This is a genomic window from Roseicyclus persicicus (genome assembly GCF_012395815.1).
GTDB lineage: Bacteria > Pseudomonadota > Alphaproteobacteria > Rhodobacterales > Rhodobacteraceae > Roseicyclus > Roseicyclus persicicus.
Genome location: NZ_JAAZQQ010000003.1, coordinates 247965 through 262310, shown reverse-complemented (window position 1 = coordinate 262310; position 14346 = coordinate 247965). Strand labels below are relative to the sequence as shown.

The following is a 14346-nucleotide window of genomic DNA, read 5'->3' as shown; positions in this document are numbered from 1 at the left end:
CCGGGGCGCGGTTCTGGCGGCGGGCCTTGCGCTCGCCGCCGGGCCGGGCCTTGCCGACGCGCCGGAGGGCGCGCCGCAGAGGGTCGTGTCGATGAACCTCTGCACCGACCAGTACGCGCTGATGCTCGCCGCGCCGGGGCAGCTCGTGTCGGTCAGCCATGTCTCGGCCGATCCGGTCTCCTCGCCGATGGCCGCGGCCACCGCGGGGCTGCACCTCAACCACGGCGGGGCCGAGCAGATCTATCTCCTGTCCCCCGACCTCGTGCTGGCGCACCCGTGGTCCGACCCCACCGCGCTTGCCATGCTGCGGCGGCTCGGGCTGCGGGTGGTGCAGGTGCCCGGCGTGGACAGCCTGCCGGACATCCCCGCGCGTCTGGCCGAGGTCGGCGCGCTGCTGGGCCGGGAAGAGGCCGCACAGACACTGATCCGCCGGTTCGAGACGGATCTGGCCGCCCTGACGGCGGCCGACCTCGGCCCGCGCGCGGTGCTCTATGGCCCGAACGGCTATACCACCGGCGAGGGGGCGCTGGCGCACGAGGTCCTGACCCGGGCCGGTTTTCGCAACGTCGCCGCCGAGATCGGGCGCAGCGACACCGGGCAGATCGCGCTCGAGCTGCTGGTGATGGCCGCGCCCGACCTGATCGTGCGGGCCGAGACCTTTCCCGGCGCCTCCCGCGCCGAGGAGATCCTGCACCATCCCGCGCTGATGGCCCTGATCGCCGCCGGCACCGGCCACGAGGACAGCCCCGACTGGGCCTGCGGCACCCCCCGCATCATCGCGGCGCTGCGCGACCTCGTGGACGCGCGGCAGGCGATGGAGGCCGCCCCGTGACCCGCGCGCTGTTCCCCGGCCTCGTCCTCCTGACCGCCGCGCTGGTGCTGGTGTCGCTGCTGACGGGGCCGGCGGGCTTCGGGCCGGGCGAAAGCCTGTCGGCGCTGCTGACCGGCCAGGGCGAGGCCGTGACCCTGGTGATGCGCGAGATCCGCCTGCCCCGCGCGCTCCTCGCCGTCCTGGTTGGCGCAAGCCTCGGCCTGTCGGGCGCGGCGCTGCAGGGCTACCTGCGCAACCCGCTGGCGGAACCGGGCCTGATCGGCGTCTCGGGCTCGGCCGCGCTGGGCGCCGTGATCGCGCTCCAGACCGGCGCGGCGGCCGCCTTCGGGCTGGCCCTGCCGCTCATGGCGCTGGCCGGCGCCGTGGTCGCGGTGCTGCTGATCCTGCTGCTCGCCGGGCCGCGCGGCGGGTCGCTGACCCTCATCCTCGCCGGCATCGCCATCTCGGCGCTGGCCGGCGCGCTGACCTCGCTGGCGCTGAACCTGTCGCCCAACCCCTTCGCCACCGCCGAGATCGTGTTCTGGATGATGGGCTCGCTCGCCGACCGGAGCCTGACGCATGTCTGGCTCGCCGCGCCCTTCATGGCGCTGGGCTGGGCGCTGCTGCTGCCGCTCGGCCGGGGCCTCGACGCCCTCACGCTGGGCGAGGATGCGGCCGCCGCCCTCGGGGTCCGGCTCGCCCGGCTGCGGCTGCGGCTGGTCCTCGGGGTCGCCGCCTGCGTGGGCGCGGCCACCGCGGTGGCGGGCGCGATCGGCTTCGTCGGCCTCGTGGTGCCGCACCTGCTGCGCCCGCTGGTGGGGGCGCGCCCCTCGGTGCTGCTGCCCGCCTCGGCGCTGGGCGGGGCGGCGATGGTCCTGCTGGCCGACATCGCGGTGCGGCTGGTCCTGCCCGAGCGCGACCTCAAGCTCGGCGTCCTCATGGCCATCGTCGGCGCGCCGCTGTTCCTGCACCTGATCTTCAAGACCCGGAGGGCCGCGGCGTGACCCTCCTGTCCCTCGACCGCCTCACCGTCCGCCGCGGCGCCTGCCCGGTGGTGGATGCCGCCACCCTGTCGGTCGCGGCCGGCGAGCTGGTGGGCCTGATCGGGCCCAACGGCGCCGGCAAGACCACGCTGATGCGCGGGGCGCTGGGGCTGTTGCCGCACGAGGGGCGGTCGTCGCTGACCGACCTCGCGCCGCAGGCCCGCGCCCGCCACGCCGCCTGGCTGCCGCAATCGCGCGAGATCGCCTGGCCGGTCAGCGTCGAAACGCTGGTGATGCTGGGCCGTACGCCGCACCTCGCCGCCGGGCAGCGGCCCACCGACGCCGACCGCGCCGCGGTGGCGCGGGCCATCGCCACCATGGACCTCGCGGGCTTCGAGACCCGGCCGGCGACCGAGCTGTCGGGCGGCGAACAGGCCCGCGTCCTGATCGCCCGCGCGCTGGCGCAGGACACGGCCCTGATCCTGGCCGACGAGCCGATCGCCGGCCTCGACCCCGGCCACCAGATCGCCACCATGGCCGCCTTCGCCGCGCTGGCCCGCGCCGGCAAGGCGCTGGTGGTGTCGCTGCACGACCTTGGCCTCGCCGCGCGGCACTGCACCCGGCTGGTGCTGATGCACAAGGGCCGCATCCACGCCGACGGCCCGCCCGAGGCGGTGCTGACGCAGGACAACCTGCGCGCGGTGTTCCACATCTCGGCGCATTTGACCCGTGGCCCCGAGGGCGTCATCTTCCAGCCGCTCGAGGTGTTGCCATGACCGACCTGCCCGACCTCCTGACCCGTGGCGGCCCCGTCATCTGGGCCATCGGCGCACTGTCGGTGCTGACGCTCGCGCTGATCCTGTGGAAGCTGTTCCGCCTCTCGGCCCTGGGCGCGTGGTCCGGCGGGCGGGTCACGGGCGAGGCGATCGCGCTGTGGCAGGCGGGCGAGGCGGAGAGCGCGCTGGCCCGGCTCGCCCCGCGCCGGTCCGTCCGGGCGCGGCTGGCCCAGGCCGCGATGACCGCCTGGCGCGACCCCGCCCTGACGCCCGAGGCCGCGCGCGAGGACACCACGCGCATCGCCCGGGCGCTTCTGGCGGAGCTGCGGGCGGGGCTGAGGCCGCTGGACCTGATCGTGACGATTGCGCCCCTGCTGGGCCTGTTGGGCACGGTCCTCGGCATGATCGCCGCCTTCCAGGCGCTGCAGGAGGCCGGCGCGCAGACCGACCCTGCGACGCTCGCCGGCGGGATCTGGGAGGCGCTGCTGACCACGGCCGCCGGCATGGCGGTGGCGATCCCAGCCTCGATGGCGCTGACCTTCTTCGATTCGGTGGCCGACCGGCTGCAATCCGAGATGGAGGATGACGCGACGCGCATCTTCACCCGCGGGGGGGCGCGGCCATGAGCTTCCGCTTCGCCGAGCCGCGCCCGCGCCGCCGCCCCAGCCTGACGCCGATGATCGACGTGGTGTTCCTGCTGCTCGTGTTCTTCATGCTGGCCGCCCGTTTCGGACAGGAGGGGGTCCTCGACCTGCGGATCGCCGGCGGCGGCGGAACGGCGTGGGAGGGCCCGCCGCGACTGGTGCAGGTGGAGGCCGAGGGGGTGCGGCTGAACGGTCAGGCCGTGGAGGGTGAGGAGCTGGTTGAGGCTCTGCGCAGCCTTGTAGAGACTGACTCAGACCTCGTCCTGATCCAGCCCGCCGAGGGCGTGGCGCTGCAACGGCTGCTTGACGTGATGGCCCTGCTGGAGGCGGGCGGCCTCACCTCGCTCGCGCTGGTGGACCCGTGATCTTCGCCCCGCGACAGGCGCCGCGCGGCGCGCAGGACCGGGCCATCGTGCCGATGATCAACGTGGTCTTCCTGCTGCTGATCTTCTTCCTGATGACGGCCAGCCTGACCCCGCCGCCGCCGCTCGACATCGCGCCACCCGTCGCCGAGGCGCCGCTGGCCGAACCCGCGCCCGGCACGCTCTACATCGCCGCCGACGGGACGCTGGCCTATGGCGACCAGACCGGGGACGGCGCGCTGGCCGCCCTGGCCGGGGCGCCGCCCGACCCGCTGCCCGTGATGGCCGACGCGGCCTACCCGGCGGCCGAGCTTGCGCGGCTGCTGCCGCGGCTGGCCGCGGCGGGGGTAGAGGCGATCCGCCTCGTCACGGTGCAGCCATGAGGCGCGTGGCCGAGATCGCGGCCTTCCTCGGCCTCTCGGCGGCGGTCCATGCGGGCGTGGTGGCCGGCTTCGGCGACGCCATGGGCGGGGCGCAGGGGCAAGGCGCGGGCGGGGCGTCCCGCGTCACCCTGCAGGCCGCGCCCGAAAGCCTGTCGGCGCTGGCCGACCGCTGGACCACCCCGCCCGATCCCGTCGCCGCCCCGGCCCCGCTGGCCCCGCCCGAGATAGCCGTCGACATCCCCGAGATCAGACCCGAAACCGCCGTTTCGAGCCTGTTTCAGCCATCCGCCCCCGTCGCCCCGACCGCCGAGGCGGCGGTGTCGCGCCCCGAGCCGCCCCCGGCCTTCCCACGCCCGACCCTGGCACCAGTGCCCGAGGCGCCGGCCCTGCCGGAGCTGTCCGCGCCGCAGCCGCAGACCGCGCGCGCCGACAGCGCACCGGCCCGGCCCGCCGCCCCGCGCCTTGCCGCCCCCGCGCCGCCCGAGGCGCCCGCGGCCGACACCGCGCCCCCGCCGCCCGTGCGCACCGCGCTGGCCACCGACCGCTCGCCGCGCCCGCCGCAGCGGCCCGTCGCGGCCGAGCCACCCGCCCCCGCCTCGGCCCCGCAGCCGGCCCGTGTCGCCGCCGGCACCGGCACCGGCGCCACGCAGGGCAGCGCCGCGCCCGCCGCCGCACCCGCCCTGTCCGCGGGCCAGCAGCAAAGCCTGATGTCGCAGTGGGGCGGGCAGATCATGGCCCGGATCGAGCGCGCCCGACCCCGCGTACGGGGCGAGGGGCAGGTGCTGCTGGCGCTGCGCGTCGCGCGCGACGGGCAGCTGGCGGCCCTGTCGGTCAGCCGGTCCTCGGGCGACCCGGCGCTGGACGCCGCCGCGCTCGATGCCGTGCGCCGCGCGGGGCGGTTCCCGGCCGCGCCGGCGGGTCTGACCGAGGCGAGTTACGGGTTTTCCCTGCCGATCCGGTTCCGTTGAGCCGTCACAGGCTCGGGTCGAACATCGGGAAGGTCACGCCCAGCGCCCAGCCCAGCACGATCCCGAGACCCAGACCCATAGCCAGGACCGAGCCCGTCCGCTTGCCGAGGAAGCGGCCCATCATCCCGTAGCCCAGGTAGAACAACAGGATCACCGGCAGGATGATGATGAGGAAGAACAGCCGCTCGAAATCCAGCGCCACCGCGATGCCGAGCGAGACGAGGAAGGCGCCCCGCGCCACGATCCGCCGCCAGAGCGCCGCACGTGTCGCCTCCAGCAGCAGCGCGTCGGCGATCATGGCAAGGATCGCGCCGGGCAGGATCGCCAGCATCACCGGCACCCGGCCGGGGTGCGGCACGAAGCTGCCCACGTGGCGGTCCATGATCCCGCCGAAGACGAGGATGCCGTAGGCCGCGAGGGCAAGGCCCCAGGCCCAGCCCGCGCGCCGGGGCAGGCCGCCGACCCAGGCCGCGCCACCCAGCACCAGCGCACCGTAGAGGGCGAGGTGGAGGGCCAGGTAGTCGGCCACCAGGACCGGCAGGAACCGCGTGTCGAACAGGCTGAGGATCAGCGGCGTGGCGACGGCGGGCCCCAGCGCCAGCGCCCAGAACACGCCGCGGGGCGGATGCCAGGGCGCCTCCCCGCGCGGCAGGAGGTGGGCCGCCGGCAGCACCAGCAGCACGACCCCGAACAGCGTCAGCAGGATCCAGGGGCCGAGGGCCACCAGGCCGGACTGCGCCGGCACGCCGAGGCTTGCCGACAGCCAGGCGATCCCCTCGGCGATGCCAGAGGGCGCGTAGAGCACGCCGACATGCTCGGCATAAGGCACCGCCGCCGCGCGCCGGGCGAATCCGTCGCCGGGGGTGCCGACCGTGTCGCCCTCCGCCGCGCCGATCTCGGCCATGACGCGGCGGGCCTCGTCGCGCAGCGCGCCCTCCCAGGCGCCGTTCAGGATCAGGAGGTTCTGCGGCGCCTCGGCCGTCACTGCCTGCGAGAACACCGAGATGCCGACGATGGCCGCGACGCGGGGGTCCGCCAGCCCCTGCCGCACGATGATGTCGGAGGCCATGGAGTGCCCCACCAGCGCCACCCGCGGCTCGGCCCCCGGCAAGGACACGGCGAAATCCGTCACCCGGGCGGTCTCGGCCATCAGCAGCCGCGTGGTGCCGTCGACCGAGGTGACATCGCCCGACATCGGCACCGGGTTGCGGCCGTGCCCCTCGAAATCGAAGCTGACGGTCACGAAGCCGGCCCGCGCGAGGCTGAGCTGCCAGGCCGCCATCAGCTGCCGCGACCCCGCGAAACCGTGGGCGATCACCACCACCGGGCCCTGTGCCTCGGGCCGGCGCATCACCGTCACCGGCGTCTCGCCGACCTCGGCCTGCGTGATCTCGAGCCCCGCCCGCGGCGCCTCCAGCCCCCACAGGCCGATCCCGATGGAGAGGAGCGCGATCAGCGCCGCCACGATGCCGCGAGTCATGTAAACCGTCCGTCAATCTGCCCTGACACATCTAGCGTCCCGGGCGGCGCTGCCAACCGCCAAAGCCTCTGGCCCCGCGCCCCGCTTCATGGTCTATGGCGCCAAACCTGCCCGGATGCCCGCATGTTCACGCTGACCCTCGTCACCAACCCCGCGATGATCCTCGACCCCGCGCTGGTGCGCGCGCTGCGCGATGCGCTGGGCGGCGGCGACGCGGTGTGGCTCGACCCCAACTGCGCCGCCGAGTTCGAGGTGGCCAAGCTGCCCCGCACCCTCGACGACATCCGCACCAGCCTGACCGCCGAGGGCGTCGACCTCGTCGCGCAGCCCAGCGCCGGGCGGCGCAAGAAGCTCCTGCTGGCCGACATGGATTCGACCATGATCCAGCAGGAATGCGTGGACGAGCTGGCCGCCGCCGCTGGCATCGGCGACCGCGTGGCGCAGATCACGGCTCGGGCGATGAACGGCGAGCTCGACTTCGAGGCGGCGCTCAAGGAACGCGTGGCGCTCCTGCGCGGCCTACCCGAGACGACCATCGCCGAGGTGCTGGCCCGGCGCATCACCATGATGCCGGGCGGCGCCACGCTGGTCGCCACGATGAAGGCGCACGGCGCCTATGCCGCGCTGGTGTCGGGGGGGTTCACGGCCTTCACGGCGGCGGTGGCGGCGAAGCTGGGCTTCGACGAGCACCGGGCGAACACGCTCCATGTCGAGAACGGCACCCTGACCGGCACGGTGGCCGAGCCGATCCTGGGGCGCGAGGCCAAGGTCGCCGCGCTCGAGGACCTGACGGCGCGCTTCGGGATCGCGGCGGCGGACGTGCTGGCGATCGGCGACGGGGCCAACGACCTCGGGATGCTGCAGCGCGCCGGTCTGGGCGTGGCCGTGCACGCCAAGCCGGTGGTCCGCGCGCAGGCGGCCCACGCGATCAACCACGGCGACCTCACGGCGCTCCTGTACATCCAGGGCTACGAACGCCGCGATTTCGTGGCCGGCTAGGCTCAGGCGGCCAGCAGCGCCGCCTCGAAATGGCGCAGCTGCGGCCGGGCCAGCGGCGCACCGCGCATCCGCTCGGCAAGCTCGGGGTGCATCCGCGCCAGCGCGTCGTGCATCGCCGGCACGTCGCGCTCCAGCCCGGCTTCGGGCAGGAAGCTCTCGGTCCAGACGCCGCCGGTGCGGATGATCTCGTGCCGCTCGAACAGCAGGTGGTAGTAGACCACGCGCCGCGCGGGCGCGGTGCGGATCGTGGTGCCGTTGACGAGGTGCTTGGCCGCGACCAGCACCTCGGGCGCGCCGTGGATCAGCTCGACCTGCCAGCCGCCGACCAGCACCCGGTGCTGCGGCGAGACCCGGAGCGTCTCGGAATTGCCCAGCGCGCCGGCGTCGATGACCACGGGGGCGTGCGCCTCCAGCCCCGGCACCGTGGTGACGCCGAGCCACAGCAGCGGCTGCGGCCCGTGGTCCAGGGTCATCACCCGGTCGCCCTCGCGCAGCTGTTCCACCGGCACGCGCCCGCGGTCGGTGTCGACCAGCGTCCCCGCCATCAGGCAGGGCGGCCCGAGGTCGCCGATGGGCATCGGGTCCTCGACGGTGACGAAATCGCTGTCGCGGAACCGGCCGTCCTGCAGGATGGTGCCGTCCGTCGGGGTGAACACCGCGCGGCCATCGGCGAGGTAGAAGGTGGTCCCCTCGATCCACACGTTCTGCCCGTCGATGCGCATGCGCACGCGGTCGCCCGGCCAGACGGCGGTCACGTCGACCCCGTCGATCGAGTCGAAGCCGGGGCTCTCGATGAAGTTGTTGTCGTTGAAGTCGACGATCTGGAACTCCTGCACCTGCAGGAAGGTGTTCCGGGCCGGCGGGTTGGCCGGGTCCATCACGTAGAACTGGTCGATATAGGTCGTCGGCATCTTGCGCGCCTTGCTGATCTGCTCGGCGCGCAGCATGAGACGGAATTGAGACGATTTTCGGGAACAACGCGGAAAATCATGCGGACCGGCGGGGCCCGGCCGCGACCGGCGTCAAGGCGCGGGTTTCCCTTCCAGACAAGGCGAAACGAAAGGGCCCCGCGTGGGATGCGCGGGGCCCTGACAGCCGAATTGCGGCAGGAATGTGGCGAATCGGGCCTTACTCGGCCGGCACCGCCTTCGCCTCGATCCCCAGCGGGTGCGCCAGCTTGTCCAGCATCTCCTTCGGGCAGACCTGCAGGAAATTCCCGCGCTCCACCTCCCAGTGCTGCAGGATCGACGCGGCCCGGCGGGATCCGGTCTCGCGCAGATGCGCTTCGATCAGGCCCTTCAGCTGCGCCTCCCAGTGCTCGACGGTCACCGGGCAGGTCACCAGCGTCTCGAGGTTCATGTTGATGCGCGCGGCCCCCTCGGGGTCGTAGAGGTAGGCCATGCCCCCGGTCATGCCGGCGCCGAAGTTGGCGCCGATCCGCCCGAGGATCACGGCGACCCCGCCGGTCATGTACTCGCAGCCGTTCGACCCGCAGCCTTCGACCACCACCTTGGCGCCCGAGTTCCGCACGGCGAACCGCTCGCCCGCCCGGCCGGCGGCAAAGAGGTAGCCGTTCGTCGCCCCGTAAAGCACGGTGTTGCCGATGATGACGTTGTCATGCGCCACCAGCGGGCTGTCCTGCACCGGCTTCACCACGATGGTGCCGCCCGACAGGCCCTTGCCGACGTAGTCGTTGGCGTCGCCCGACACCTCGAGCTTCAGCCCCGGCGCCGCGAAGGCCCCCAGCGACTGTCCCGCCGACCCCTGCAGCTTGACCGTCAGGTGATCGGGCTGCAGCGCGTTGCGCATCCCGAAGGCCTGCACGATGTGGCTGGACGTGCGGGTGCCGATGGTGCGCAGCGTGTTCTGCACCGCGTAGGACAGCTGCATCTTTTCCCCGTCCTCGAGGAAGCGGTGCGCGTCCTTGACAATCTGGGCGTCCAGCGTGTCGGGCACCACGTTGCGCGGCTTGTAGCGGTCGTACTTGATCCGGTCCGCGCCATCGACGGTGATGAGCATCGGGTTCAGGTCCAGATCGTCCAGATGCGCCGCGCCGCGCGACACCTGCGTCAGCAGGTCGGCCCGGCCGATCACGTCGTCCATCGACCGCGCGCCGATCGAGGCGAGGATTTCCCGCACCTCCTGCGCGTAGAAGGTGATGAGGTTCACCACCTTGTCCGCGTTGCCGGTGAACTTGGCGCGCAGGCGCTCGTCCTGCGTGCAGACGCCCACCGGGCAGGTGTTCGACTGGCACTGGCGCACCATGATGCAGCCCATGGCGATCAGCGCCGCGGTGCCGATGCCGTATTCTTCGGCCCCCATCATCGCCGCCATGACGATGTCGCGGCCCGTGCGCAGGCCCCCATCGGTGCGCAGCGTGACCCGGTCGCGCAGGTTGTTCATGGCGAGAACCTGGTGCGCCTCGGTCAGGCCCATCTCCCACGGCAGGCCCGCGTACTTGATGGACGTGGCGGGCGACGCGCCCGTGCCGCCGTTGTGGCCCGAGATCAGGATGACGTCGGCCTTGGCCTTGGCCACGCCCGCCGCGATGGTCCCCACGCCCGACGACGCCACCAGCTTGACCGTGACCTTGGCGCGCGGGTTGATCTGCTTGAGGTCGTAGATCAGCTGCGCGAGGTCCTCGATCGAGTAGATGTCATGGTGCGGCGGCGGGCTGATCAGGGTCACGCCCTTGGTCGAATGGCGCAGCCGCGCGATCAGGTCGGTGACCTTCATGCCGGGCAGCTGGCCGCCCTCGCCGGGCTTGGCACCCTGGGCGATCTTGATCTCCAGCTCCTCGCAGTGGTTCAGGTACTCCACCGTCACGCCGAAGCGGCCCGAGGCGACCTGCTTGATCTTGGCCGACGGGTTGTCGCCGTTCGGTTCCGGCACGAAATGCGCCGGATCCTCGCCGCCCTCGCCCGAATCCGACTTCGCGCCGATCCGGTTCATCGCCACGTTCAGCGTCTTGTGCGCCTCGGGGCTGAGGGCGCCCAGCGACATGCCCGGCGTAACGAAGCGCTTGCGGATCGAGGTGATGCTCTCCACCTCCTCGATCGGCACCGGCTTGCCCAGCGGCTTGATGTCCATCAGGTCGCGCAGGTGGATCGGCGGATTGCTCCGCATCTTTTCCGAATACTGCTTCCACAGGGAATAGGACGCGCGGTTGCACGCCTCCTGCAGCATGTGCATCGAAGTCGCTTCCCAGGCGTGCTTCTCGCCCGAGCGGCGGGCCTTGTAGAAGCCGCCGATGGGCAGCACGCCCTCGCCACGGAGGAAGCCCTTGGCATGGACCTCCTCGGCCTTCTTCTGCAGGCCGCTGACGCCGATGCCGGAAATCCGGCTGACCATGCCCGGGAAATACTCCGCCACCATCGCGCGGCTCAGGCCCACGGCCTCGAAGTTCAGGCCGCCGCGGTAGGACGAGATCACCGAGATGCCCATCTTGGACATGATCTTCAGCAACCCCGCGTCGATGGCCGCGCGATACCGCGCCATCGCCTCGGTCAGCGTCCCGTCGATCAGGCCGCGGTCGATGCGGTCGGCGATGCTGTCCTGCGCCAAATAGGCGTTCACCGTGGTCGCGCCGCAGCCCACCAGCACCGCGAAGTAATGCGGGTCGATGCATTCGGCCGAGCGCACGTTGAGCGAGCAGAAGGTCCGCAGCCCCTGCCGCGTCAGCCAGCTGTGCACGGCGCTGGTGGCCAGGATCATCGGCATCGCCACGCGGCCCTCGCCCTGGCCGACATCGGTCAGGATCAGGTGCCCGGCGCCCGAGCGCACGGCATCCTCGGCCTCGCGGCGGATCCGCTCCAGCCCCTCGCGCAGCGCCTCGGCCTTGCCCCCGGTCGGGAAGGTGCAGTCGATCGAGACATGCTCCTGGCCGAAATGCTTCACCATCTCGGCGAACTGGGCGTTCGACACGAAGGGGCTGTCCAGCACCAGGATCTCGGTCTGCGACGAATCCTCGTCCAGCACGTTCTTGAGGTTCCCGAACCGGGTCTTGAGGCTCATCACGCGGTATTCGCGCAATGAGTCGATCGGCGGGTTCGTGACCTGGCTGAAGTTCTGGCGGAAGTAATGCGACAGCGGGCGGTACATGCTCGACAGCACGGCGGCCGGCGTGTCGTCCCCCATCGAGGCGACCAGTTCCTTGCCGTCCTCGGCCATCGGCGCGAGGATCTGCTCCAGCTCCTCGATGGAATAGCCCGCGGCCACCTGCCGGCGGCGCAGCTCTGTGCCGTCGAACTGGGCGGTCTCGGTCAGGCCCACGGTCGCCTGCGCAAGGTCGGTGATCTTGCCGACCCAGTCGCCGAAGGGGCGCGAGGCGGCCAGCTTGTCCTTGATCTGGGTGTCGTGGAACAGCTTGCCCTCGGCCATGTCGACCGCGATCATCTGGCCCGGGCCAAGCGCGCCCTTCTCCAGCACGGTGGCCTCGTTGACGGGCACCATCCCCGCCTCGGACCCCGCGATCAGCATCCCCTCGCCGGTCACGACATAGCGCATCGGCCGCAGACCGTTCCGGTCGAGGCCCGCGCAGACCCAGCGCCCGTCGGTCATCGCCAGCGCGGCGGGGCCGTCCCACGGCTCCATCACGCTGTTGCAATAGGCATACATGTCCTGCCACGCCTGCGGCAGCTCGGCGGCGGTGTTCGACCAGGCCTCGGGCACCAGCATGGTCTTGGCCATCGGCGCGGACCGGCCCGCGCGCACCAGCACCTCGAACACGGCGTCCAGCGCGCCCGAATCCGACGCGCCCTGCGGCACGATCGGCTTGATGTCCTCGGCCAGCTCGCCGAAGTAGTTCGACGCCATCCGGATCTCGTGGCTCTTCATCCAGTTGACGTTGCCCTTGAGCGTGTTGATCTCGCCGTTGTGGGCCAACATGCGGAACGGCTGGGCCAGCCACCACTGCGGGAAGGTGTTGGTGGAATAGCGCTGGTGGTAGATCGCGAAGGCGCTCTCGAACCGCTCGTCCTTGAGGTCGGGGTAGAACTCGGCCACGTCCTGCGCCAGCATCATCCCCTTGTAGATGATCGACCGGCAGGACAGCGAGCACAGGTACAGCTCGCGGATGCCCGCGGCCTGCGCGGCCTTCTCGATCCGGCGGCGGATGACGTAGAGCTCGCGCTCGAAGGTCTCCTCGTCGACGCCCTTGGCGTTCGAGATGATTATCTGCTCGATCTCGGGCCGGGTCGCGTTGGCCTTGTCGCCCAGCACCGACACGTTCACCGGCACGTGGCGCCAGCCGTAGATGTAGTAACCCATCCGCAGGACCTCGGATTCCACGATGGTCCGGCAGGTCTCCTGCGCGCCGAAATTGGTGCGGGGCAGGAACACCTGGCCCACCGCCATGCGCTGGTCCATCCGCGGCTCGTGGCCGGTGCGGCGCACCTGGTCGTAGAAGAAGGTGGCGGGGATCTGCACGTGGATGCCCGCGCCGTCGCCGGTCCGGCCGTCGGCGTCCACGGCGCCCCGGTGCCACACCGCCTTGAGCGCGTTGATGCCGTTCTCCACGACCTTGCGGCTGGCCCGGCCGTCGATCGACACCACCAGGCCGACGCCGCAGGAGGAATGCTCCTCGGCCTCGGAATACATGCCGTGTTCGGCCATCCACTCGCGCTTGGCTTGCTCGGCGGCGGCCCAGCTGGCGTCGTATTTCGTCATGGCGTGTCTCCCTCGACAAAGAGGTGCTTGGATTCGTATTCGGCGCCGGTCGCCCGGCGGTGGTCGCCCGACAGCCGCAGATAGGCGGGCGCGCGGTCGGTGTAGATCTCGGAAATCAGCGGGAACCCCGCCGCGGCCGGGAACAGGCCCGGCATGAACTCGTAGTTCTGGTCGGCCTCGTCGGTGTTGCGCATCCACAGGTGGCTGCCGCAGACGGCGCAGAAGGCGCGCTCCGAGAACGACGACGACGGGTGGCGCGTGACCGGCCCGGTGACCGTCACCGCCTGCGCCTCGGCGTCGAACGACCCGTGCAGCACCCCGTTCCAGCGCTGGCACATGCCGCAGTGGCAGGCGCCGACGGCGGCGATGTAGGGCCCATCGATGCGGATCGACACCGCCCCGCAGAGGCAGCGCCCGTCCAGCACCCCGGTGCGGCGGTAGGCGTCGATCACTGCGCGGCCCTCCACAGCGGCGCGGGGCCGAGGTCGCTCATCATCTCGCCGCAGTCGTAGATCGGCTGCATCGTCAGGAACCCGCGCTCGCCGGGTTCGGCGAACTCCATCGGGCTGTTGTTGTATTCGAAGGTCGTGCCGTCGGGCTCGGTCACGGTTTCCAGCCCGCCGAAGAACATGCGCCAGCCCTCGTGAACGAACTGGTTACCCGTCACCTGCCGGGTGCCGCCCTCGACCGGGTACTGGTAGGTGAACTCGGTCACCAGCAGGGTGCGGCCGTCCACCGCCACCTCGTCGCCGGTCAGCCGGTCAAAGCCGGTGTAGTCGCGCTGTTCAATGCCGAAACGCGATTCGGTGCGCAGGCTGAACACCATCGCATCGCTGCCGGTCGACAGCAGCTCGGACAGGCTGGCGGGGTCGTCCTCGGGCTCGATCAGCACCGACTGGCCGCCGCCGCGCAGGTCCCAGCTGCGCAGCCAGCGGAACTCTGCGTCGGTGAAGCTGACGTAGAACGGGCTGTCCTCGTCCAGCGAGGCGCGCCAGTGCGTGCCCGGCGGGTCGCCCTCGCAGGTCCAGTGATGGCTCACCATGCAACCGCGCGACTGCACCGTCAGGAAGGCGGTGCAACCCGCCGGCACCTCGAACAGCGCGGGGCCCTGCTGCGCCGCGACGGGCAGGGCCGGGGCACAGGCCATCGCAGCCGCAAGCGCGGTCGAGGCAAGGCCCGGTGTCCTAGTCCGTCTCATCGCGTCAGCCCTTCTGACCTGTCCATCCGGCCCGCGTATGTACGCCCTGTGTACGGGCGGTGTACGCGGGTCACG

The 14346-nt window shown here is 71.9% G+C and carries 13 protein-coding genes; 8 read left to right on the top strand and 5 right to left on the bottom strand.

Annotated features, from left to right (window positions below):
- Nucleotides 1-91: 91 nt before the first annotated feature.
- The 7 genes from HCU73_RS11130 to HCU73_RS11100 are packed head-to-tail and all read left to right on the top strand — an operon-like array spanning nt 92 to nt 4927.
- Nucleotides 92-832 (top strand): ABC transporter substrate-binding protein, encoded by a 741-nt coding sequence (locus HCU73_RS11130; RefSeq protein WP_168623720.1) that lies wholly within the window; start codon nt 92-94, stop codon nt 830-832.
- A complete protein-coding gene (locus HCU73_RS11125; protein WP_168623529.1) occupies nt 829-1815 on the top strand; it encodes an iron chelate uptake ABC transporter family permease subunit in 987 nt (328 codons plus the stop codon). Before HCU73_RS11130 ends, HCU73_RS11125 begins: the two co-directional genes overlap by 4 nt.
- Nucleotides 1812-2570 (top strand): ATP-binding cassette domain-containing protein, encoded by a 759-nt coding sequence (locus HCU73_RS11120; protein WP_168623528.1) that lies wholly within the window; start codon nt 1812-1814, stop codon nt 2568-2570. Before HCU73_RS11125 ends, HCU73_RS11120 begins: the two co-directional genes overlap by 4 nt.
- Nucleotides 2567-3196, top strand: coding sequence for a MotA/TolQ/ExbB proton channel family protein (locus HCU73_RS11115; protein ID WP_168623527.1), 630 nt, complete (start codon nt 2567-2569; stop codon nt 3194-3196). The genes HCU73_RS11120 and HCU73_RS11115 overlap by 4 nt, the downstream gene beginning before the upstream one ends.
- Nucleotides 3193-3579 (top strand): ExbD/TolR family protein, encoded by a 387-nt coding sequence (locus HCU73_RS11110; protein ID WP_168623526.1) that lies wholly within the window; start codon nt 3193-3195, stop codon nt 3577-3579. Before HCU73_RS11115 ends, HCU73_RS11110 begins: the two co-directional genes overlap by 4 nt.
- Nucleotides 3576-3959 carry a biopolymer transporter ExbD gene (locus HCU73_RS11105; RefSeq protein WP_168623525.1) on the top strand — a complete coding sequence of 128 codons (384 nt, stop codon included), beginning with the start codon at nt 3576-3578 and terminating at the stop codon, nt 3957-3959. Before HCU73_RS11110 ends, HCU73_RS11105 begins: the two co-directional genes overlap by 4 nt.
- Nucleotides 3956-4927, top strand: coding sequence for an energy transducer TonB family protein (locus tag HCU73_RS11100; RefSeq protein ID WP_168623524.1), 972 nt, complete (start codon nt 3956-3958; stop codon nt 4925-4927). The genes HCU73_RS11105 and HCU73_RS11100 overlap by 4 nt, the downstream gene beginning before the upstream one ends.
- 4 nt (nt 4928-4931) lie before the next feature.
- Here the strand turns inward: HCU73_RS11100 and HCU73_RS11095 are convergent, their stop codons facing one another.
- Entirely contained in the window at nt 4932-6407 is a 1476-nt protein-coding gene (locus HCU73_RS11095; RefSeq protein ID WP_168623523.1) for an alpha/beta fold hydrolase, read from the bottom strand.
- A 123-nt stretch (nt 6408-6530) separates the two neighbouring features.
- Here HCU73_RS11095 and serB point away from each other — a divergent pair, with 123 nt between their 5' ends.
- Nucleotides 6531-7406 (top strand): phosphoserine phosphatase SerB, encoded by an 876-nt coding sequence (gene serB / locus HCU73_RS11090; protein WP_168623522.1) that lies wholly within the window; start codon nt 6531-6533, stop codon nt 7404-7406.
- 2 nt (nt 7407-7408) lie between these two features.
- On the opposite strand, the gene HCU73_RS11085 is transcribed toward serB, so the two are convergent.
- The 4 genes from HCU73_RS11085 to HCU73_RS11070 all read right to left on the bottom strand — a co-directional run bounded on the left by HCU73_RS11085 (nt 7409) and on the right by HCU73_RS11070 (nt 14271).
- Complete coding sequence (locus HCU73_RS11085) at nt 7409-8317, bottom strand: Hint domain-containing protein (RefSeq protein ID WP_168623521.1); 909 nt, start codon at nt 8315-8317, stop codon at nt 7409-7411.
- Between the two features lie 217 nt (nt 8318-8534).
- Nucleotides 8535-13073 carry a glutamate synthase large subunit gene (gene gltB / locus HCU73_RS11080; RefSeq protein WP_168623520.1) on the bottom strand — a complete coding sequence of 1513 codons (4539 nt, stop codon included), beginning with the start codon at nt 13071-13073 and terminating at the stop codon, nt 8535-8537.
- On the bottom strand, nt 13070-13525 hold the full coding sequence (locus HCU73_RS11075; protein ID WP_338052082.1) for a GFA family protein: 456 nt from the start codon (nt 13523-13525) through the stop codon (nt 13070-13072). The genes gltB and HCU73_RS11075 overlap by 4 nt, the downstream gene beginning before the upstream one ends.
- Nucleotides 13522-14271 (bottom strand): hypothetical protein, encoded by a 750-nt coding sequence (locus tag HCU73_RS11070; protein ID WP_210730599.1) that lies wholly within the window; start codon nt 14269-14271, stop codon nt 13522-13524. The genes HCU73_RS11075 and HCU73_RS11070 overlap by 4 nt, the downstream gene beginning before the upstream one ends.
- Between the last annotated feature and the right edge of the window lie 75 nt (nt 14272-14346).